The sequence below is a fragment of the Variovorax sp. J2L1-78 genome, assembly GCF_030317205.1.
GTDB classification, from domain to species: Bacteria; Pseudomonadota; Gammaproteobacteria; order Burkholderiales; family Burkholderiaceae_C; genus Variovorax; species Variovorax arabinosiphilus.
In genome coordinates this window covers 2,812,055-2,829,727 of sequence record NZ_JASZYB010000001.1, presented here as the reverse complement: position 1 = coordinate 2,829,727, position 17,673 = coordinate 2,812,055, and the positions used below count along the sequence as shown (strand labels likewise).

At 70.5% G+C, this 17,673-nt stretch carries 20 protein-coding genes; 12 read left to right on the top strand and 8 right to left on the bottom strand.

The features are described 5' to 3' along the window. Nucleotides 1-9 precede the first annotated feature (9 nt). Nucleotides 10-963, top strand: coding sequence for a bifunctional Delta(1)-pyrroline-2-carboxylate/Delta(1)-piperideine-2-carboxylate reductase (gene lhpI, locus QTH86_RS13515; protein WP_286649232.1), 954 nt, complete (start codon nucleotides 10-12; stop codon nucleotides 961-963). On the opposite strand, the gene QTH86_RS13510 is transcribed toward lhpI, so the two are convergent. The 4 genes from QTH86_RS13510 to QTH86_RS13495 are packed head-to-tail and all read right to left on the bottom strand — an operon-like array spanning nucleotide 955 to nucleotide 4,238. Further along, nucleotides 955-1,359, bottom strand: a complete 405-nt coding sequence (locus tag QTH86_RS13510; RefSeq protein WP_286649231.1) for a RidA family protein — start codon at nucleotides 1,357-1,359, stop codon at nucleotides 955-957. The genes lhpI and QTH86_RS13510 overlap by 9 nt on opposite strands. Then, nucleotides 1,349-2,488 carry a DSD1 family PLP-dependent enzyme gene (locus tag QTH86_RS13505; RefSeq protein WP_286649230.1) on the bottom strand — a complete coding sequence of 380 codons (1,140 nt, stop codon included), beginning with the start codon at nucleotides 2,486-2,488 and terminating at the stop codon, nucleotides 1,349-1,351. Before QTH86_RS13505 ends, QTH86_RS13510 begins: the two co-directional genes overlap by 11 nt. A gap of 50 nt (nucleotides 2,489-2,538) precedes the next feature. Beyond that, nucleotides 2,539-3,528, bottom strand: a complete 990-nt coding sequence (locus QTH86_RS13500; protein WP_286649229.1) for a tripartite tricarboxylate transporter substrate-binding protein — start codon at nucleotides 3,526-3,528, stop codon at nucleotides 2,539-2,541. Between the two features lie 35 nt (nucleotides 3,529-3,563). Then, entirely contained in the window at nucleotides 3,564-4,238 is a 675-nt protein-coding gene (locus QTH86_RS13495) for an HAD family hydrolase (RefSeq protein ID WP_286649228.1), read from the bottom strand. A 71-nt stretch (nucleotides 4,239-4,309) separates the two neighbouring features. On the opposite strand from QTH86_RS13495, the gene QTH86_RS13490 reads away from it, so the two are divergent. Next, nucleotides 4,310-5,260, top strand: coding sequence for a LysR family transcriptional regulator (locus QTH86_RS13490; RefSeq protein WP_286649227.1), 951 nt, complete (start codon nucleotides 4,310-4,312; stop codon nucleotides 5,258-5,260). 239 nt (nucleotides 5,261-5,499) lie between these two features. On the opposite strand, the gene QTH86_RS13485 is transcribed toward QTH86_RS13490, so the two are convergent. After that, the gene (locus QTH86_RS13485; protein ID WP_286649226.1) at nucleotides 5,500-6,891 is read right to left on the bottom strand and encodes an aminotransferase-like domain-containing protein; all 1,392 of its coding nucleotides are present in this window, start codon (nucleotides 6,889-6,891) and stop codon (nucleotides 5,500-5,502) included. 344 nt (nucleotides 6,892-7,235) lie between these two features. Between QTH86_RS13485 and QTH86_RS13480 the strand changes: the two genes are divergently transcribed. From QTH86_RS13480 to QTH86_RS13445, 8 genes are all read left to right on the top strand, one after another. Continuing rightward, the gene (locus QTH86_RS13480) at nucleotides 7,236-7,718 is read left to right on the top strand and encodes an MSMEG_0572/Sll0783 family nitrogen starvation response protein (RefSeq protein ID WP_286649225.1); all 483 of its coding nucleotides are present in this window, start codon (nucleotides 7,236-7,238) and stop codon (nucleotides 7,716-7,718) included. 14 nt (nucleotides 7,719-7,732) lie between these two features. Then, the gene (locus QTH86_RS13475) at nucleotides 7,733-8,782 is read left to right on the top strand and encodes a Nit6803 family nitrilase (protein ID WP_286649224.1); all 1,050 of its coding nucleotides are present in this window, start codon (nucleotides 7,733-7,735) and stop codon (nucleotides 8,780-8,782) included. Continuing rightward, nucleotides 8,745-9,815, top strand: coding sequence for an MSMEG_0568 family radical SAM protein (locus QTH86_RS13470; protein WP_286649281.1), 1,071 nt, complete (start codon nucleotides 8,745-8,747; stop codon nucleotides 9,813-9,815). Before QTH86_RS13475 ends, QTH86_RS13470 begins: the two co-directional genes overlap by 38 nt. Nucleotides 9,816-9,818: 3 nt before the next feature. Beyond that, a complete protein-coding gene (locus tag QTH86_RS13465; protein ID WP_286649223.1) occupies nucleotides 9,819-10,376 on the top strand; it encodes an MSMEG_0567/Sll0786 family nitrogen starvation N-acetyltransferase in 558 nt (185 codons plus the stop codon). Nucleotides 10,377-10,437: 61 nt separating this feature from the next. Beyond that, entirely contained in the window at nucleotides 10,438-11,430 is a 993-nt protein-coding gene (locus QTH86_RS13460) for a sll0787 family AIR synthase-like protein (protein ID WP_286649222.1), read from the top strand. A 4-nt stretch (nucleotides 11,431-11,434) separates the two neighbouring features. Further along, nucleotides 11,435-12,637, top strand: a complete 1,203-nt coding sequence (locus QTH86_RS13455) for an MSMEG_0565 family glycosyltransferase (RefSeq protein ID WP_286649221.1) — start codon at nucleotides 11,435-11,437, stop codon at nucleotides 12,635-12,637. Nucleotides 12,638-12,648: 11 nt separating this feature from the next. After that, nucleotides 12,649-12,933 (top strand): MSMEG_0570 family nitrogen starvation response protein, encoded by a 285-nt coding sequence (locus tag QTH86_RS13450; protein WP_286649220.1) that lies wholly within the window; start codon nucleotides 12,649-12,651, stop codon nucleotides 12,931-12,933. 20 nt (nucleotides 12,934-12,953) lie between these two features. Continuing rightward, on the top strand, nucleotides 12,954-14,231 hold the full coding sequence (locus QTH86_RS13445) for an MSMEG_0569 family flavin-dependent oxidoreductase (protein ID WP_286649219.1): 1,278 nt from the start codon (nucleotides 12,954-12,956) through the stop codon (nucleotides 14,229-14,231). Here QTH86_RS13445 and QTH86_RS13440 read toward each other — a convergent pair. Both QTH86_RS13440 and QTH86_RS13435 read right to left on the bottom strand, forming a co-directional pair. After that, nucleotides 14,228-15,196: an AraC family transcriptional regulator gene (locus QTH86_RS13440; protein WP_286649218.1), complete on the bottom strand. Its 969-nt coding sequence runs from the start codon at nucleotides 15,194-15,196 to the stop codon at nucleotides 14,228-14,230. The two genes, QTH86_RS13445 and QTH86_RS13440, sit on opposite strands and share 4 nt — an antisense overlap. 14 nt (nucleotides 15,197-15,210) lie before the next feature. After that, nucleotides 15,211-15,738 (bottom strand): OsmC family protein, encoded by a 528-nt coding sequence (locus QTH86_RS13435; RefSeq protein WP_286649217.1) that lies wholly within the window; start codon nucleotides 15,736-15,738, stop codon nucleotides 15,211-15,213. A 234-nt stretch (nucleotides 15,739-15,972) separates the two neighbouring features. Between QTH86_RS13435 and QTH86_RS13430 the strand changes: the two genes are divergently transcribed. Next, the gene (locus QTH86_RS13430) at nucleotides 15,973-16,806 is read left to right on the top strand and encodes a class I SAM-dependent methyltransferase (RefSeq protein ID WP_286649216.1); all 834 of its coding nucleotides are present in this window, start codon (nucleotides 15,973-15,975) and stop codon (nucleotides 16,804-16,806) included. Nucleotides 16,807-16,868: 62 nt separating this feature from the next. On the opposite strand, the gene QTH86_RS13425 is transcribed toward QTH86_RS13430, so the two are convergent. Beyond that, nucleotides 16,869-17,039: a hypothetical protein gene (locus QTH86_RS13425; protein ID WP_286649215.1), complete on the bottom strand. Its 171-nt coding sequence runs from the start codon at nucleotides 17,037-17,039 to the stop codon at nucleotides 16,869-16,871. A 448-nt stretch (nucleotides 17,040-17,487) separates the two neighbouring features. Between QTH86_RS13425 and QTH86_RS13420 the strand changes: the two genes are divergently transcribed. Further along, on the top strand, nucleotides 17,488-17,673 hold the full coding sequence (locus QTH86_RS13420) for a DUF3606 domain-containing protein (RefSeq protein ID WP_286649214.1): 186 nt from the start codon (nucleotides 17,488-17,490) through the stop codon (nucleotides 17,671-17,673).

Genomic DNA, 17,673 nt, shown 5'->3' with positions numbered 1-17,673 from the left:
CGCCACGCCATGAAGACCATCGACGCCGCCGCCACCCGCGACGCCCTGCCATTCGACCGCCTCATCCCCGCGCTGCGCGCCATGTTCGTGGCGGGCTGCGAGGTGCCGCTGCGGCACACGCACACGCTGGCCGATGCGGCAGGCGATGCGGCCGGCACGCTGCTCATCATGCCGGCGTGGCAGCCGGGCGCCTACCTGGGCATCAAGACGGTGGGCATCTTCCCGGGGAATTCGCAGCGCGGGCTGCCGGGCCTGCACTCGACCTATCTGCTGTTCGATGCGCAGACCGGCGTGCCGCTGGCGCAGCTCGATGGCAACGAGATCACCTCGCGTCGCACGGCGGCGGCTTCGGCATTGGCCGCGTCCTTCCTGTCGCGCGCCGATGCGCGCCACCTGCTGGTGGTGGGGGCCGGGCGCGTCGGCAGCCTGCTGCCCGCGGCGTACCGCGCCGTGCGGCCGATCGAGCGCGTGACGGTGTGGGACCGGCACCCTGCCAGCGCGCAGGCGCTGGTCGAGCGGCTGCGCGCCGACGGCATCGAGGCGGAGGCGGCCGGCGATCTCCACGCCGCCGCGGCGGAGGCCGACATCGTCAGCTGCGCCACGCTCGCGACCGAGCCGGTGCTGCACGGCGCCTGGCTGCGCCCCGGCAGCCACCTCGACCTGATCGGCAGCTTCACGCCAGCGATGCGCGAGGCCGACGACGCCTGCTTCAGCGACGGGGCGCGCCTGTACGTCGACACCGCGGAAGCGCTGCAGAAGAGCGGCGAGCTGCTCGGCCCGATGGCGCGCGGCGTGTTCGCGGCGGCCGACGTGGCCGGCACGCTGGCCGACCTGTGCAGCGGGCGCGTGCCGGGCCGGCGCGACGGCGACGGCCGCACCGTCTTCAAGTCGGTGGGTACGGCGCTGGAAGACCTGGCCGCTGCCGTGCTGGTGTTCGAGCAGGCCGGCGCCGCCTCAGGCTGACGCCAGCGCGATCGCCTCGACCTCGACCTTCAGGCCGAAATGCAGCGCGCCGGTGGGCACCACCGCCCGGGCCGGGCGCGCGGTGCCGGCCCATTCGGCGTAGATCGCATTGAAAGCCGGCCAGTTGGCGATGTCGTCGACATACACCCGCACCTGCAGCAGGCGGTCGATGCCGCTGCCCGCGGCTGCAAGGGCCGCAGCGAGGTTGGCGAGCGTCTGGCGCGCCTGCGTCTCGAAGGGCGCATCGGTCAGGCGCGTGCCGTCGGGTGTCACCGGCAACTGGCCGGAGACGAACACCAGTCCGGCTCCCACCGTCGCATGGCTGTAGTGGCCACCGGGCGGCGCGAGCGCCGGCACGTCGATGGCGCGAAGGTCGGTCGATGCATCACCAGCCATGAAAGCGGCTCCAGGTCTGCACCGTGCCGTCTTCGGCGAGTGCGTGGTATTCGGGGAACTGCGCGCCGGTGGCGCAGGCGTGGTTCGGCAGGATGCGCAGGCGCGTGCCGACCGGGAAGCGCGTGGCGACGTCGGGCTCGGGCGTGCCTTCGCGCGACACGATGCCGTGTTCCTGGTTCGCGCCGGACAGCAGGTAGCCCGGCAGCGGTTCGCCATCGACCGTGCAGACCTGGCCGTAGCCGAAGTCCTGCCCCATGCGCGCGGTGCCGCGATCGCGGCTCATGGCCATCCACCCGGCGTCGACGATGGCCCAGCCCTTCTCGGCCTGGTGGCCGATCACGGTGGTGAGCACGCTCAGCGCGATGTCGTCGGTGCGGCACACGCCGACGTTGTGCATCACCAGGTCGAAGAACACGTACACGCCGGCGCGCAGCTCGGTCACACCGTCGAGCCGGGTGGCCTCCAGCGCGGTGGGCGTGGAGCCGACGCTGACCACCGGGCAGGGCAGCCCGACCGCGCGCAACCGCTCGGCGGCCTGCACGCAGCCGGCGCGCTCCTGCTCGGCCAATGCGGCGAGCGCGGCGGGCGTGTTCAGTTCGTAGCTCGACCCGGCATGCGTCAGCACGCCGCCCAGGCGCATGCCGCCGTCGTGCAGCACGCGGCCGATGTCGAGCAGCGCGTCTTCCTCGGGCCGTATGCCGGAGCGGTGGCCGTCGGTGTCGATCTCGATCAGCACCTCGAAGGCCTCGCCGTGGCGCCGCCCGAAGTCGGCGATGGCCCGCGCGCCGTCGAGGCTGTCGGTGATGATCTTCAGGTCGCAGCCGCGCCGCCGCAGCGCCAGCGCGTGGTCCAGCCGGTGCGCCGCCATGCCGACCGCATAGAGGATGTCGGTCACGCCGTTGGCGAAGAACTGGTCGGCCTCCTTCAGTGTCGAGACCGTGATGCCGTGGGCGCCGGCCGCGATCTGCGCGGCGGCGACCGGGGCGCACTTGGTGGTCTTCACATGCGGGCGGAAGCGCACGCCCAGCGCGTTGGCCTGCTGCTGCATGCGGGCGATGTTGCGCTGCATGCGCGGCAGCGCGATGAGCGCGGCGGGGGTGTCGAGGGTGTCGAGGGAAGAGGAATGCATGGGTCGGGTCGGATGCACGGCGTGCCGTGGGGAGATGCGAAGAAGCGTGTTCAGTCCAGGTACTCGCCCTTGGCCTTGAGCGCCGGCACGTCGTCGCGCAGGCCGATGGCGATGCGTTGCGCGATGGCCGCCGAGGTCGTGTCCGCCGGCTTGGGCAGCTCGACGCCCACACCCTGCAGCTGGCGGATCAGTCCCGCATCGCCAACGGCATTCTGCAGGGCCTGGGTCAGCGTGGCGAGCACGGGTGCGGGCGTGCCGCGCGGCGCGAACAGGGCGTTCCATGAACGCACGTCCAGCGGGTAGCCCGCTTCCGTGGCCGTGCCGGTGCGGGGCAGCGAAGCGAGGCGCTCCTTCGACAGCACTGCGATCGCCTTGATGCGGCCGCCCGCGACCTGCGGCAGCGCGGTGGTCGTCTGGTCGCACATGAAGTCGGTCTGGCCGCCCATCAGGTCGTTCATCGCCGGTGCCACGCCCTTGTAGGGCACGTGCGTCGCGTTCTGCTTGATCGAAGACAGCAGCATCACGCAGCCATAGTGCGAGATGGAGCCGACGCCGGCGCTGCCGTACGAGGCCTTGTCCCGGTTCTTGCCCAGCCAGGCGATGAACTCCGGCAAGGTGTTCGCAGGCAGGTCGGCCCGCGCGAGCAGCAGCATCGGCGCGCTGCCCGCGGGGCCCACGGGGACGAAGCTTTCCACCGGGTCGTAGGCCAGCTTCTTGTAGAGCGCGACGTTGGCCACATGGGTGCCGATGCCGCCGAACGCGAGGGTGTAGCCGTCGGCCGGCGCCTTCAGCGCCTTCGTCAGGCCGATCACGCCGTTGGCGCCGCCCAGGTTCTCGATGACGATGGGCTGGCCCAGCTGATCGGCCATCTTCAGTGCCACCGCACGGGCGAGCGCATCGCTGGGCCCCCCGGGCGGAAAGGGCACGACGAGCGTGACGGGCCGGTTCGGGAAGGTCGGCTGCGCCGATGCGGCACTGCCGAAGAGCGCGGTGGCGCCGGCTGCCATCAGGGCGAGGACGAAGCGGGTGCGACGAAGCATGGCGATCTCCAGGGCAGGACGAAAAGGGATGTGGGTCAGGCCGTCACGTGGCCGAACCCGCGCAGCCAGGGCAGCACCGGCGCCAGCGTCGGCGCTTCCTGCTCGGCCGTGGGGGCGCCCTCCGGCCGGGCCAGGCCCACGCGGTTGTGCCAGAAGGTCCGCAGGCCGACCGCCGACGTGCCGAACAGGTCGTAGCCCGAGCCGGCGACGAAGGCCGCCTCGTGCGGCGCCACGTCCAGTTGCTGCAGCGCGAGCCGGTAGGGCCGCGGATCGGGCTTGTAGAAGCCGGCGGCCTCGGACGTGACGACGACATCCCATTCGATGCCGAGCCGCGCGGCGGCCCGGCGCCCCAGGCGCTCGGAGCAGTTGGTGACCACGGCCAGCTTGCAGTGCGGGCGCAGCGCATGGAGCAGGTCGGTGGCGCCGGACCACGGCGGCAGCGCATCCCAGTGCGCCTCGAGCGCTTCCGGCGCCGTCGCCGCGAGGCCGACGTTGCGTGCCGCGTCCTGCACCAGCTGCTCGTAGGGCACATAGGCACCGCAGCCGTAGGTCAGGCGCAGGTATTCGGCGCGCCAGGTGCGGCCGGCGGCCTCGGAGCCGGCGGCGGCGTTCCAGACGGTCCAGGAATCCAGCAGCGCCGTGAGCAGGTCGAACAGCACGGCGCGCGGGTAGGCAGGGGCGGTGTCGGTGGATGAGGTGGTGGCTTGCATGGCGCCGACTGTAGGGCGGACGGCAGCGTCTGTGGTTCACTGAACGGTCATCTATCGTTAAGCTGTGCTGAATGATCCAGATCGAAGACCTGCAGCTCGCGGCGGCCCTGCTGCGCGAACCTTCCCTCAGCGCCGCGGCGCGCTCGCTCGACGTCACGCCGCCAGCGCTGTCGATGCGCCTGCGCAAGCTGGAAGCGACCCTGGGGCTGGCGCTGGCCACCCGCACGGCGCGCCGGCTGAGCCTCACGTCCGAAGGCGAGCGCTTCGGCCGCGAGGCGCAGGCGCTGCTGGCGCAGCTCGACGGCCTGCGCGATTCGCTGCAGCGCGACGACCAGCGGCTGACCGGCACGCTGCGCGTGGCGGCTCCCTTCGGCTACGGGCGCGCGCGGGTCGCGCCGATGCTCGCGCGCTTCGCGCGCCTGCACCCGGGTCTTCGCGTGCAGCTCGACCTGCGCGAGACGCCCTGGCCCGACAAGCACGACGCCGACGCGGTGGTCCACATCGGCGTGGTGCGCGATTCGTCATGGGTGGCGCGCACGCTGCAGTCCAACGCGCGCTGGCTGTGTGCCAGCCCTGGCTACCTGCGTGCGCATGGCACACCCCAAACACCGCGCGACCTGGCCTACCACGCGTGCATCTCGATCCGCGAGAACGACGAGGACGTGACCTTGTGGCATGTACGCCCGGGCCAGGGGTCGACAGGCGGCCGCGGCGAGACGCTGCGCATCCAGCCGGCCTTCGTCACCAATGACGGCAGCGTGGCGCGCCACTGGGCCGAACAGGGCCTGGGGCTGGTGCTGCGCTCCGAATGGGACGCCGCCGAGGCGGTGGCGAGCGGCTCGCTGGTCCGTGTGCTCGCCGACTGGGACTTCGACAGCGCGCCGGTCGTGCTGCTGGTGCCCTCGCGCAAGGGCCGCACCGCGCGGGTCCAGGCGCTGGTCGGCTTCATGGAGGAAGCGCTGCAGCCACCCTCGGCCCGCCCCCCGAAAACCCAAAAAAAAGCGCCCCGAAGGGCGCTGTAGAACGACGCCTTGCGGCGTCGCGAGGAGGGATCTTCCCAACCGGGTCGGCTCAGAGGATGCCGAAGATCTTCAGGGCGATGATGGCGACAAGCGGTACGCCGCACAGCCAGAGAATGATGCTTTTCATGGAGGCCTCCGAGCCTTGAATGAGTGAGGCTCCAGCCTAGGCGCGTGCTCGCCGTGCGGCCTGCGGGAGAAGGCATGCCAATGGCGTGGTCCCCTGCCTACAGCCGAGGCCGCTACATCACCGTCGCATGCGGGTGCAGCGGATGCGCCAGCGTGTCGGCGATGAGCCGCAAGGCCTGGTCGCAGTCGTCACGCGACATCGGCCCGCCCAGGCAGATGCGCACGGCCTCGGGCGGGTTGCCGTCGGTCGAGAAGGCCGCGCTCGCGACCACGCCCACGTTCTGCGTGCGCAGGTACGACGCGAACTCCACCATGCTCCAGGCCGACGACAGCGGCAGCCAGAGGTGGAAGCTCTCGCTCGGCGCGGCCATGCCGTAGGCGCCGAGGTGCTTCTGCGCCATCGCCTGCCGCACGTTCGATTCGGTGCGGATGGCCTGCAGCATCGCGTCGGCCGTGCCGTCCTCCACCCACAGCGTCGACAGCGCGTTGGTGATGGGCGAGGCCATCACGGTCGTCGCACGCAGTGCGCCTGCCAGCCGTTGCGACTGCCGCGCGCTGGGCGAGCGCACGTAGGCATTGCGAAGGCCCGCGCCCAGCGTTTTCGAGAAGCCGGTGATGTAGTAGGTGAGGTCCGGTGCCATCGAGGCGAGCGTCGGCGGCATCTGGCGTGGCAGCAGACCGTACGCGTCGTCCTCGATGATCGGGATCGCGTAGCGCAGCGCGATGTCGGCCAGCGCTTCGCGCCGCGCGCGGGAGATGGTCGCGGTGGTCGGGTTGTTGATGGTCGGGTTGACGTACAGCGCCTTGGGCTTGAGCGTCTTGCACGCGTGCTCGAAGGATTCACCCATCGGCCCTTCCTCGTCGAGCGGCAGCGCGTGCAGCTGCACGCCCAGTTGCGTGGCGATCGCCTTCACGCCGGGGTAGGTCAGCGCCTCCACGCAGATCAGCTCGCCCGGCCGCGCGAGCTGCGAGAACAGCGCGGCCAGCACGCTGTGGATGCCGGGGCACACCAGCATCTGGTCGAGCCGGCAGTCGGGGATGCGCGGGCGGATCCACTGCATGCCGGCCTCGCGGTCGCGCACGGTGCCGCCGAAGTCCTGGTAGCGCAGCAGGTCGTACACGTCGGTGTCGGCCATCACGCGCGCCGCGCTCTCCTTCATGCGGTCGAGCAGGCCGGCATCCTGCGGTTCGGGTGGCAGGTTCATCGTCATCTCGGCACCGCCGCCACCGCGCAGCGGCACGGCCGGGCTGGTGCCGCGGATGAAAGTGCCGGTGCCCGCGCGCGAGTCGATCAGCCCGCGCTTGCGCGCCTCCGCGTAGCCGCGCGCCACCGTCGTGTAGTTCAGCCTCAGCTCGGCCGCCAGATCGCGCAGCGTCGGCAGCTTGTCGCGCGCGGTCAGGCGGCCGGTGCGGATGTCCTCGGCGATGAGGTCGGCGAGCAGCAGGTAGGCCGGCTTGTCGCTGGCTTCGAGGCGCTTCTGCCAGGGCTGGGTGATCTTGATCATGGCGAGTTGATCGCATCCATTGATTGCATCGATGCCCAGGGGTGAACGCATGAAGCGTGCCGTGGTCCCAATGCCCGCATGCATTGATCGCGTGCGTTCAGACCCATTGATCGGGTGCATTGATTGCACGTCAGGTGCATCAATCGGGTGCGAAAAGCCAGGCCAGCGCCTGTTGGAAAGCGCCCCCCACGGTGTCGCAAATATTTTTTCGGGCCCGCGCGGCGCATGCCAGCTGATTGATCGCGCATTGATCGCACGTGCGCGCTGGCGGGGTGGCACATCGCATGCAAAAGACAAGGGCGCGCAATCAACCCATCCCAACGTCTTTCAACTGGAGTCACCCCATGCCCGCAGTCACCAAAGCCCCGAACGTCGCCGGCGAACACCTCGTCGACTACGAAGAGAAAGTCTTCGAGGACGTCAAGGCCGAGCCCGGCGAGAAGGCGCTGGTCACCTTCCACACCGTGGCCTTCGAAGGCTCGATCGGCTTCGTCAACCTGCTGCAGGCCACGCGCCTGAAGCGCAAGGGCTACGAGACCTCGGTGCTGCTATACGGCCCCGGCGTCACGCTCGGCGTGCAGCGCGGCTTCCCCACGCTGGGCGACGAAGCCTTCCCGGGCCACCAGAACTTCAACAAGCAGATCGTCAAGTTCATGGAAGAGGGCGGCAAGGTCTACGCCTGCCGCTTCGCGCTGCAGGCCCTGTACGGCCACGGCGAAGGCGCGCTGATCCCCGGCATCAAGCCGATCAACCCGCTCGACGTGCTGGACATCGTGCTGCTGCACAAGAAGGCCGGCGCCGTCATCCTCGACACCTGGACGCTGTAAAGGCGGGCGCTGCCATGAGTGCATCACGCATCGTCCGCGCTGCCGCCGTGCAGATCGCGCCGGACTTCGAGAGCCACGACGGCACCTTGCACAAGGTGTGCGAGGCCATCGATCAGGCAGCGTCCAAGGGCGTGCAGTTGATCGTCTTCCCGGAGACCTTCCTGCCGTACTACCCGTACTTCTCGTTCGTGCAGCCTCCCGTGCTGCAGGGCCCCGCCCACATCCGCCTCATGGAGCGCGCGGTGGTGGTGCCGGGGCCGGTCACGCTGGCGGTGGCCGAGCGGGCGCGTGCCCACGGCATGGTGGTCGTGCTCGGCGTGAACGAGCGCGACCACGGCAGCCTCTACAACACGCAGCTGGTGTTCGATGCCGACGGCAGCCTGCTGCTCAAGCGCCGCAAGATCACGCCGACGTACCACGAGCGGATGATCTGGGGGCAGGGCGATGCCGCCGGCTTGAAGGTGGTCGACACGCAGGTCGGCCGCGTCGGCGCGCTCGCTTGCTGGGAGCACTACAACCCGCTGGCGCGCTACGCCCTCATGGCGCAGCACGAAGAAATCCACTGCGCGCAGTTCCCCGGCTCGCTGGTCGGGCCGATCTTCGCGGAACAGATGGAAGTGACCATCCGCCACCACGCGCTCGAATCCGGCTGCTTCGTCGTCAACGCGACCGGCTGGCTCACCGATGCGCAGATCACCGCCATCACGCCCGACGCTGGCCTGCAGAAGGCGCTGCGCGGTGGCTGCCACACCGCCATCGTCTCGCCCGAAGGCAAGCACCTCGCGCCGCCGCTGACCGAGGGCGAAGGCATGCTCGTCGCGGACCTCGACATGGCGCTCATCACCAAGCGCAAGCGAATGATGGATTCGGTCGGCCACTACGCGCGGCCTGAACTGCTGAGCCTGGCCATCAACGAACGCCCGGCCGCGACCACCTTCGCGATGCCGGCCGGTTCGCCTGTTTCATCCACCCCTCACGGAAGCACCCCCCATGACCACGACAGCCTCGCCGTCCAGCCGCCAGTTGATGACCGAGTTGCAGTCCTTCGGGTTGCGGCTGGTTGACCCTTCGGCCGGCGCGGCCAGCCGCCGCGGCGGCGCGGGCCCGTCGGACCACAAGGCCGTCACCGTCGACGGCCACACGATCATGGTGCCGGTGCACACGTCGACCGCATGGAACTCGCCCTTCACGGCGCAGGCGCCCGATGCGAACGGCCTCAGCACCATCACGCGGGGCACGATTCCCATCGCCAGCATCAGCTTCCCGAAGCAGCCGCGCTTCACGAAGATGCAGACCTTCGACGGCGTGCCGTATTCGCACATCGCCACGCTGCACGGCAGCGACGTGCTCGCGACCACGGTGCTGCAGACCTGCATCCGCTACGAAAGCCGCCGGAAGACCTGCCAGTTCTGCGCGATCGGCCAGTCGCTCGCGGCCGGCCGCACCATCGCGCGCAAGACGCCCGAGCAACTGGCCGAAGTGGCGCGTGCCGCCGTGCTGCTCGACGGCGTGAAGCACATGGTGCTGACCACCGGCACGCCCAACGCCACCGACCGCGGCGCGCAGATCCTCTGCGAGAGCGCCTTCGCGATCAAGGCGGCGGTCGACATCCCGATCCAGGGCCAGTGCGAGCCGCCAGACGACGACCAGTGGTTTCACCGCATGAAGGCGGCCGGCATCGACACGCTCGGCATGCACCTCGAAGCGGTGACGCCATCGGTGCGCGAGAAGATCATGCCGGGCAAGGCCAGCGTGCCGATCTCGCGCTACATGAGCGCGTTCGAGGCGGCGGTCGGCGTGTTCGGCCGCGGCCAGGTCAGCACCTACATCCTGGCCGGGCTGGGCGACACGCGCGAAGCCATCCTCGACATCTGCGACCAGCTGCTGGCGCTGGGCGTGTACCCCTTCGTCGTGCCCTTCGTGCCGATCAGCGGCACGCCGCTGGAAGACCATCCTGCGCCCACGCCCGAGTTCATGAAGTCGATCCTCGAGCCGCTGGGCCAGCGCGTGGCCGCGGCCAACCTGCGGTCGAGCGACATCAAGGCGGGGTGTGGGAAGTGCGGTGCGTGCTCTTCGCTTTCCGTGTACGAGACCTGAGCCATGAGCTGCATTGACGACGTCGTCGACCCGGTGGCGCACTACGCGCCGGTCGAGTTCCTGGTGCGCGAGGCCGCGCAGCAGTGGGAGCGCGACGAGGCGCACGCGCTGCGGCGCGTCGTGTTCTGCATTGAGCAGGGCGTCTTCGTCGGTGACGACCGTGACGCGATCGACGACCACGCGCAATTGCTGGTCGCGATGTCGTGTATCGGCGGCATGCCCGACCAGGTGGTGGGCACGGTGCGCATCTACGAAGCCTCACCCGGCGTGTGGTGGGGCTCGCGGCTGGCAGTGCATGCGGCCTTTCGCAGCCAGGGCCATCTGGGCGCGACGCTCATCAAGCTGGCCGTGACGCGCGCCCATGCACAGGGCGCCCACACCTTCATGGCACACGTGCAGGCGCAGAACGAGGCGTTGTTCCGCAAGCTGCACTGGCGCACGACCGGCACGCTCGTCATCCATGGTCGCGCGCACGTCGAGATGCAGCCGGACTTCGCGTACTACCCGCCGTGCCACGACCCGGTGAGCGGCTTCGTCTCGCGCGCCAGGAGCCGCGCATGAGCGCCGCGCCGGGCCGCCCCAAGCAAGCTCGCACCGAAGTGCGAAGCACGGAGGTCATCGAATGACGCTCGCTGAACTCACCGTCGCGCTGCGCGACAGCCGCGGCTTCGCGCACAAGCGCGACATCAGCGACATCGTCACCGCGCTCGGGCATTCGATGCCCGGCGGCGGCGCCGACCTCGCGCAGGCTGTGCCGGTCGGCGACGACTGTGCCGCCATCCCGGACGGCCACGGCGGCTACCTGCTCTTCGCAATCGAAGGCCTGGTCGAAGACTTCATCGAGCGCATGCCCTGGTTCGCCGGCTACTCCGGCGTGATGGTCAACGTGAGCGACATCTACGCCATGGGCGGCCGGCCGACCGCGGTGGTCGATGCGTTGTGGAGCGCCGGCATGCAGCCGGCCGACGAGATGCTCCAGGGCATGGCCGAGGCCTCGTCGAAATACGGCGTGCCGATCGTCGGCGGCCACAGCAACAACCGCAGCGTGCGCCCGCAGCTCGCCGTCGCCATCCTCGGCCATGCGAAGAAACTGCTGACCAGTTTCACCGCGCGGCCGGGCGACCTGCTGGTGATGGCGGTCGACCTGCGCGGCGCCTACCAGGAACCCTTCCCGTACTGGAACGCCTCGACCACCGCGCCGGGCCCCCGCCTGCGTGCCGACCTCGAGGTGTTGCCCACGCTCGCCGAGGCCGGCCTATGCGACGCGGCCAAGGACATCAGCATGGCCGGTGCCATCGGCACGGCGCTGATGCTGCTCGAATGCTCCAAGGTCGGCGCGACCATCGACCTCGACGCCATCCCGCGGCCCGAGGGCGTGCCGCTGCTGCGCTGGCTCACGTCCTTCCCCAGCTTCGGCTTCGTGCTGAGCGTGCGGCCCGAGGCGCTGGGCGAGGTGCTCACGCGTTTCTCGGCGCGCGACATCGCCTGCAACGTGGTCGGCCAGGTCGACGACAGCCGCACGCTGGTGCTGCGCCAGGGTGACGAGCGGCAGCTGCTGTGGGACCTGAACACCGACGCGTTCATCTGCCAGGTCGGCGAGGTCCACCGTGCATGAATCCATGGCTTCGCGGCCGCTGAAGATCGGCCTGCTCACGCACTCGGTCAACCCGCGCGGCGGCGTCGTGCACACGCTCGAACTCGCGCACGCGCTGCACGATGCGGGGCATGACGTGACGGTGATGGCACCCGCATCGGCCGGCCAGCAGTTCTTCCGCCCAGTGCGCTGTGCCACGCGCCTGATCCCGGTCGGCCTCACGCCGCGCGACATGGTCGAGATGGTCGGCACGCGCATCGATGCGTTCACCGCGTCCATCGGCGAGCTGCTCGCGACCACCCGCTTCGACGTGCTGCACACCCACGACCCCATCGGCGGCAATGCGCTCGCCAACCTGCAGGAGCGTGGGCTGATCGACGGTTTCGTGCGCACGGTGCACCACCTGGAGGTGTTCGCCGACGTGCAGCTCATGCGCTGGCAGGCGCGCGGCTTCCGGGCCGCGCGGCAGGTGTTCTGCGTGAGCCGGCTGTGGCAGAACCTGCTGGCGACGAAGCATGGCGTGCGGGCTGCGGAAGTGCGCAACGGCCTACAGCGCGGGCGTTTCAGCCCGGAGCGACAGCCCGGCGATGCGTTGCTGGCGCAGCGTTTGGGCATCCGCACCGGCGCACCCGTGGTGCTGGCACTCGGCGGCGTGGAGGAACGGAAGAACACGCTTCGCCTGCTCCAGGCCTTCGTGCTGCTGCGTGCGCATCGGCCTGATGCGCAGCTCGTCATCGCCGGCGGCGCCAGCCTGCTCGACCATGCGCAGTACAGGCGCGACTTCGCAGCGCTCGCCCAGGCCAGCGATCTGCCCATCGGCCCCGGCGCGCCCATCGTCCTCACCGGCGCGCTGCCCGACGAGGACATCCCCGCGCTCTACCGCCTGGCCGACGTGGTGGCGATGCCGTCGCTCAACGAAGGCTTCGGGCTGGTCACGCTCGAAGCGCTGGCCAGCGGCGTGCCGATCGTGGTCTCGCGGATCGCGCCCTTCACCGAATACCTGCGCGACGGCGACTGCCACTGGGCCGATCCGTTGAAGTCGGCCTCGATCGCCGAAGCGCTGCAGTCGGCGCTGGCATCGCGTTCGCCGGTGCGCATCGCGGCGAGCGCCACACGCCTCGGCGAGACCTTCAGCTGGGCCGCGAGTGCGGCCCGCCATGTGCAGCTCTATCGCGAGGGCCTGTCGCAAGGCGCCACCGCGGCCGCCGCACGAACCCACCTGTGTTGAGGACCCCTCCCATGCCCGTCATGCATTTCCACGTCCGCTGGCCCGACCAGAGCGAGACCCGCTGCTATTCGCCTTCGCTTGTCGTGCAGGACTTTCTGACACCCGGCCAGGCCTACCCGCTGCCCGACTTCCTCGGCCGCACGCGCGAGGCGCTGGGCATCGCCTCGGAACGGGTGCGCGCCAAGTTCGGCTTCGCCTGCTCGCAGGCGATGGACCAGCTCGCGGAGATCGAGCAGATCGCCACCCGCTTCACCGGCCAGCCCGACGCGCAGGTCACCGTCGTCGCGTTCGACTGACATCCCTTCAAGGACACCCCATGACCCCCAAGACCACCCACTACAGCGTCGTCATCGTCGGCGGCGGCCAGTCCGGCCTGTCGCTGAGCCACTGCCTACAGCAGCGCGGCATCGACCATCTCGTGATCGAGAAGCGCACGCTGGTGCATTCGTGGCGCAGCCAGCGCTGGGATTCGTTCTGCCTCGTCACGCCCAACTGGCAGTGCAACCTGCCGGGCTGGTCGTACAGCGGCAGCGACCCGCACGGCTTCATGGTGAAGGACGAGATCAACGCCTGGCTCGCCGGCTTCGTCGAGCAGGTGCAGGCGCCGGCCATCGAGGGCGTGACGGTCGAGAAGGTGTCGAGGGCCGGCGAGGCGGACCGCTACACCATCGACACCAGCGCCGGCCGCTTCACCGCCGACCAGGTGGTGGTGGCCTCGGGGGGTTATCACAAGCCGGTGGTGCCGCGCATGGCCGAGAAGCTGCCGCCGTCGATCGTGCAGTACCACTCCGCGCAGTACCGCAACCCCGCGCAATTGCCCGAGGGCGCGGTGCTGGTGGTGGGCTGCGGCCAGTCGGGCGCGCAGATCGCCGAAGACCTGCACCTGGCCGGGCGCAAGGTCTACCTGGCCACCGGCAACGCGCCGCGCTGCGCACGCTTCTACCGCGGCAAGGACGTGGTCGATTGGCTGGCCGACATGAACTACTACGACATGCCGGTGACGCAGCATCCGCTGCGCGAAGGCGTGCGCGACAACACCAACCATTACGTGACCGGCCGCGACGGTGGGCGCGACATCGACCTGCGCCGCTTCGCGCTCGAAGGCATGGAGCTCTACGGCCTGATGACCGGGCTCGACGGCGACACGCTGCAGTTCCAGCCCAACCTGCGCGCCAACCTCGACCATGCCGACCAGATCTTCAACGGCATCAATGCGTCGATCGACAAGTTCATCGCCGCCAACGGCATCGACGCGCCGCCCGGCAGCGTCTACGAACCGGTGTGGGCGCCGAAGGAAGAGCGCACCGCGCTGAGCCTGCGCGAGTCGGGCATCACCAGCGTCGTGTGGTGCATCGGCTTCCTGCCCGACTTCGCCTGGGTCGACGCGCCGGTGTTCAACGGCCGCGGCGAGCCGGTGCACCTGCGCGGCGTGACGCAGGTGCCGGGGCTCTACTTCCTCGGACTGCCGTGGCTGCACACCTGGGGCTCGGGCCGCTTCTCGGGCGTGGCGCGGGATGCGGCGTACCTGGCCGAGCAGATCGACGCGCTGCGCGCTGCTGCGGCGGCAGCGCCTGCACAGTTGGCGGCGGCCTAGCGCGCTGCCTGCAGCTGGCTGCGCCGCCACGCCGCCGGCGGCGCGCCGTACTCGCGGCGGAAGGCGCGGCTGAAGGCCGTGTCGGTCTGGTAGCCCACGTCTTCGGCGATCGCGGCCAGCGGTGCGTTGCTGCCGCGCAGCAGGTTGGCCGCGATCACCATGCGCCATTGCGTGAGGTACTGCATCGGCGAGCTGCCGACCAGCTGCTGGAAGCGTTCGGCCAGCACCGAGCGCGAGCTGCTCGCGGTGCGCGCCAGTTCGTCCAGCGTCCACGGATGGCCGGGGCGGGCGTGCATCGCCTTGAGCGCGGTGCCGACGACGCGGTCGTTCACGCCGGCCAGCCAGCCGGTGCGGCCTTCGGCCTGTTCGTTCATGTAGAGCCGCAGCACCTCGATGAAGAGCACCTCCGCCAGCTTCGCGAGCACGCCTGCGCCGCCCGGCCGGTCCGGCGATCGCGCTTCGGCCAGCGCGTAGCGCACGGAGGCCTCGAGCCAGGCGCCGGCCGGGGAGCCGCGCACATTCACCTTCACCAGCGAGGGCAGGCCGTTGAGCAGCAGCCGTGCGAGCCGTGCGTCGCACGCGAGGTAGCCGCAGACCAGCCGCGTGGTCGGCCCGCCGCCGCCGTAGGCCAGCGTGCGCGGCCGGCGCGCCAGCACCGCGTCGAGCCGCGCGCCGCTGGCCGGTGGCAGGCCGGGCTCCGACGCCATGCGGTGCGCATGGCCCTGCGGAAAGATCACCGCGTCGCCGGCCACCAGCCGGGCCGGCGGCGCATGGCCCATCTCGACGAAGCATTCGCCTTCAGTGATGAGATGGAAGATGACGACGCGCTCGGCACCGGGTTCGAGAAAGGGCGCGGCCTGGTCGGCATGCGGCGACTGGTAGCACCACGGCGCGGTGAAGCGCGCGTTGATGAAGATGGCGCCGACCAGGCGCACGACGCGCAGCGTCTCCGACAGCGCATCCATCGGCGTCCTCGTGCTCAACCGCCTGCGGCGATGCGCAGGTCGAGCGGCAGCGCGGTCTGCACCGCGCAGGGCACCGGCGACTGCCGGCAGGCGCGTTCGGCCAGGTCGCGCAGCTGCGCGGGTGCGATGCCGTCGGCGGCGATGCGGACCTGCAGCTGCAGGTCCTGCGGCGTGGCCGGCACGGCGCTGCCGTCGCTGTCGTGCAGGCCGAGCATGCCGCGGGTGTCGGACCGGCTCGCGGCGCGCACATCGAGCGCGCGCAGGGCCACGCCTTCGCGTGCGGCGAGCATCGCGATGCAGGTGGCGGCGCAGCTGGCGAGCCCGGCGCGGAACAGCCAGCCGGGTGTGACCTCGCCGCCGCCGCCGCCGAACTCGCGCGGCATGTCGGTGGGCACCTCGGCGCCGTTCGGGTGGCGGGCCACGAAGCGCGTGCCGCCGTCCCAGCGCACGCTGGCCGGCGCGTCGTCGTGCACCCCCGCTTCGGGCCGGCGTTCCAGCACCGCGGCCACGCGCTGCAAGGCGTCGGCGATGTCTTGGGCCATGAGGGGCACCTCCGGGGTCGTGCTGAAACAGGCATTCTGAAACGTGCATCGCGACGCGGCCACGGCCGAAACGGGCTAGGCCGCTTGGCGGAGGCGAGGCCCTACCGGGCTAGGCCATGTGGCGGCGCGCGCCTGGACGATGGGGCAGGCATTGCCGACGCGCAGACAGGACGCCAGGGCGCAGCGGCGCGACAGTCCGGTCTCCATCCAACGATTCGACAGGAGACGATCACCATGACCACCGACACCCCCACCAGCGTCCCCGCGACCGACCTGGAGGCCCTCAAGAAGCGCCAGATGGCCGCGTGGGGCAGCGGCGACTACGCCGTCATCGGCACCACCCTGCAGCTCGTCGGCGAGCAGCTCGCCGAGGCCTGCGACCTGCGCTTCGACGAGCGCGTGCTCGACGTCGCGGCCGGCAACGGCAACGCCACGCTGGCGGCCGCGCGGCGCGGTTGCCGCGTCACCTCGACCGACTACGTGGGTGCGCTGCTCGAGCGCGGCGCCGAGCGTGCCCGCGCCGAACGGCTCGACGTGCAGTTCCAGACCGCCGACGCGGAGGCGCTGCCCTTCGCGCCGGCGAGTTTCGACGTGGTGCTGTCGACCTTCGGCGTGATGTTCACGCCCGACCACGCCCGTGCTGCCGGCGAACTGCTGCGCGTGTGCAGGCCGGGCGGGCGCATCGGCCTGGCCAACTGGACGCCGGAGGGCTTCATCGGCCAGGTCTTCAAGGTGCTGGGCCGCCACATGCCACCGCCGGCCGGCGTGCAGCCGCCGTCGCTGTGGGGCACCGAGGCGCATCTGCAGGCGCTGTTCGGCGCACAGGCCACCCACATCGAGGTGACGCGCCGGCTCTTCCAGTTCCGGTACCGGTCGGCGGCGCACTTCCTCGAGGTGTTCCGCACCTGGTACGGCCCGGTGCACAAGGCCTTCGCCGCGCTGCCGCCGGATGGGGCGGAGGCGCTGGAGCGCGATCTGACTGCGTTGCTCGAGCGCCTCAACCGCGCCGGCCCCGGCGCGATGGTGGTGCCGAGCGAGTACCTGGAGGTGGTCGTCAGCCGGCGTTGATGCGCTCTATCTACTGCCTGCGCTGCGGATGGCCCCGCCGTCGCGCGGGGACCGAAGCCGCCTCAGCGGCGAAGGCTGCCGGGGATGGTGCTGAGCAATTCGGCGGACTTGCGCAGCCGGTCGTCGACCTCGCGCGCCATCCGCATCGATTCGCGGTCGTGGTAGTTGAGAGCGATCCAGACCAGCCAGACCAGGCCGACCAAGCCGGCAGATAGATACAGTTGCACGCCCATCGTCACTCCAGAAATGAGTGGGCAACCCTTGCACAGCGCCGGCATTTTCGCAATAGGCGGAGATGCACACACGGCGCTGTCAGGCGCCGACAACACCTTTCCCGCCCGGCCGTGTGGCCCGGCAGGGGTACCGCGAGGCGCTGACCTGCGTTCAGCGACCTGCGTAGAACGGCAATTCCCATTCGGCCGTGGCGGCGCCGGCGGGAATCGACAGCGTGAACACGGCCGCCGCGGCGAGCGAGGCGAGGACGGTGGCGATGAAGGGCGTCATGAGGGGGACTGTAGAGGCCGGTCGCACGATGGTGTGTCAGCCGGGAGCGATGGCGTCTGCACGCCAACTGCCCATGCGTCGGTGGACCGCCGATTTCCTGCATCGGCCGTCGCCGCTGTCCGTCCTCGCGTGCCGCAGGGGCGTGCGACGCTGGGATCTTCAAATCAGGAGAAACCGATGGCAGACGACAAAGCCGAGCGCGGCCCCGCCGACGCGGCGCGCATCAACGTGAACGAGGCGCACGAGATGCGCTACTGGACCCGCATCCTCGGCGTGACCGAACAGAAGCTGCGGTCGGCCGTTGCGGCGGCTGGCGTGATGGCGAAGGACGTGCGTCGCTACCTGGGCGTCGCCGAGCGCTGA

Excerpts from the sequence above, each read along its gene's own strand:
- lhpI (WP_286649232.1), top strand. The coding sequence starts at position 10 with ATGAAGACCATCGACGCCGCCGCCACCCGCGACGCCCTGCCATTCGAC.
- QTH86_RS13510 (WP_286649231.1), bottom strand. The coding sequence starts at position 1,359 with ATGGCTGGTGATGCATCGACCGACCTTCGCGCCATCGACGTGCCGGCG.
- QTH86_RS13505 (WP_286649230.1), bottom strand. The coding sequence starts at position 2,488 with ATGCATTCCTCTTCCCTCGACACCCTCGACACCCCCGCCGCGCTCATC.
- QTH86_RS13500 (WP_286649229.1), bottom strand. The coding sequence starts at position 3,528 with ATGCTTCGTCGCACCCGCTTCGTCCTCGCCCTGATGGCAGCCGGCGCC.
- QTH86_RS13495 (WP_286649228.1), bottom strand. The coding sequence starts at position 4,238 with ATGCAAGCCACCACCTCATCCACCGACACCGCCCCTGCCTACCCGCGC.
- QTH86_RS13490 (WP_286649227.1), top strand. The coding sequence starts at position 4,310 with ATGATCCAGATCGAAGACCTGCAGCTCGCGGCGGCCCTGCTGCGCGAA.
- QTH86_RS13485 (WP_286649226.1), bottom strand. The coding sequence starts at position 6,891 with ATGATCAAGATCACCCAGCCCTGGCAGAAGCGCCTCGAAGCCAGCGAC.
- QTH86_RS13480 (WP_286649225.1), top strand. The coding sequence starts at position 7,236 with ATGCCCGCAGTCACCAAAGCCCCGAACGTCGCCGGCGAACACCTCGTC.
- QTH86_RS13475 (WP_286649224.1), top strand. The coding sequence starts at position 7,733 with ATGAGTGCATCACGCATCGTCCGCGCTGCCGCCGTGCAGATCGCGCCG.
- QTH86_RS13470 (WP_286649281.1), top strand. The coding sequence starts at position 8,745 with ATGACCGAGTTGCAGTCCTTCGGGTTGCGGCTGGTTGACCCTTCGGCC.
- QTH86_RS13465 (WP_286649223.1), top strand. The coding sequence starts at position 9,819 with ATGAGCTGCATTGACGACGTCGTCGACCCGGTGGCGCACTACGCGCCG.
- QTH86_RS13460 (WP_286649222.1), top strand. The coding sequence starts at position 10,438 with ATGACGCTCGCTGAACTCACCGTCGCGCTGCGCGACAGCCGCGGCTTC.
- QTH86_RS13455 (WP_286649221.1), top strand. The coding sequence starts at position 11,435 with ATGGCTTCGCGGCCGCTGAAGATCGGCCTGCTCACGCACTCGGTCAAC.
- QTH86_RS13450 (WP_286649220.1), top strand. The coding sequence starts at position 12,649 with ATGCCCGTCATGCATTTCCACGTCCGCTGGCCCGACCAGAGCGAGACC.
- QTH86_RS13445 (WP_286649219.1), top strand. The coding sequence starts at position 12,954 with ATGACCCCCAAGACCACCCACTACAGCGTCGTCATCGTCGGCGGCGGC.
- QTH86_RS13440 (WP_286649218.1), bottom strand. The coding sequence starts at position 15,196 with ATGGATGCGCTGTCGGAGACGCTGCGCGTCGTGCGCCTGGTCGGCGCC.
- QTH86_RS13435 (WP_286649217.1), bottom strand. The coding sequence starts at position 15,738 with ATGGCCCAAGACATCGCCGACGCCTTGCAGCGCGTGGCCGCGGTGCTG.
- QTH86_RS13430 (WP_286649216.1), top strand. The coding sequence starts at position 15,973 with ATGACCACCGACACCCCCACCAGCGTCCCCGCGACCGACCTGGAGGCC.
- QTH86_RS13425 (WP_286649215.1), bottom strand. The coding sequence starts at position 17,039 with ATGGGCGTGCAACTGTATCTATCTGCCGGCTTGGTCGGCCTGGTCTGG.
- QTH86_RS13420 (WP_286649214.1), top strand. The coding sequence starts at position 17,488 with ATGGCAGACGACAAAGCCGAGCGCGGCCCCGCCGACGCGGCGCGCATC.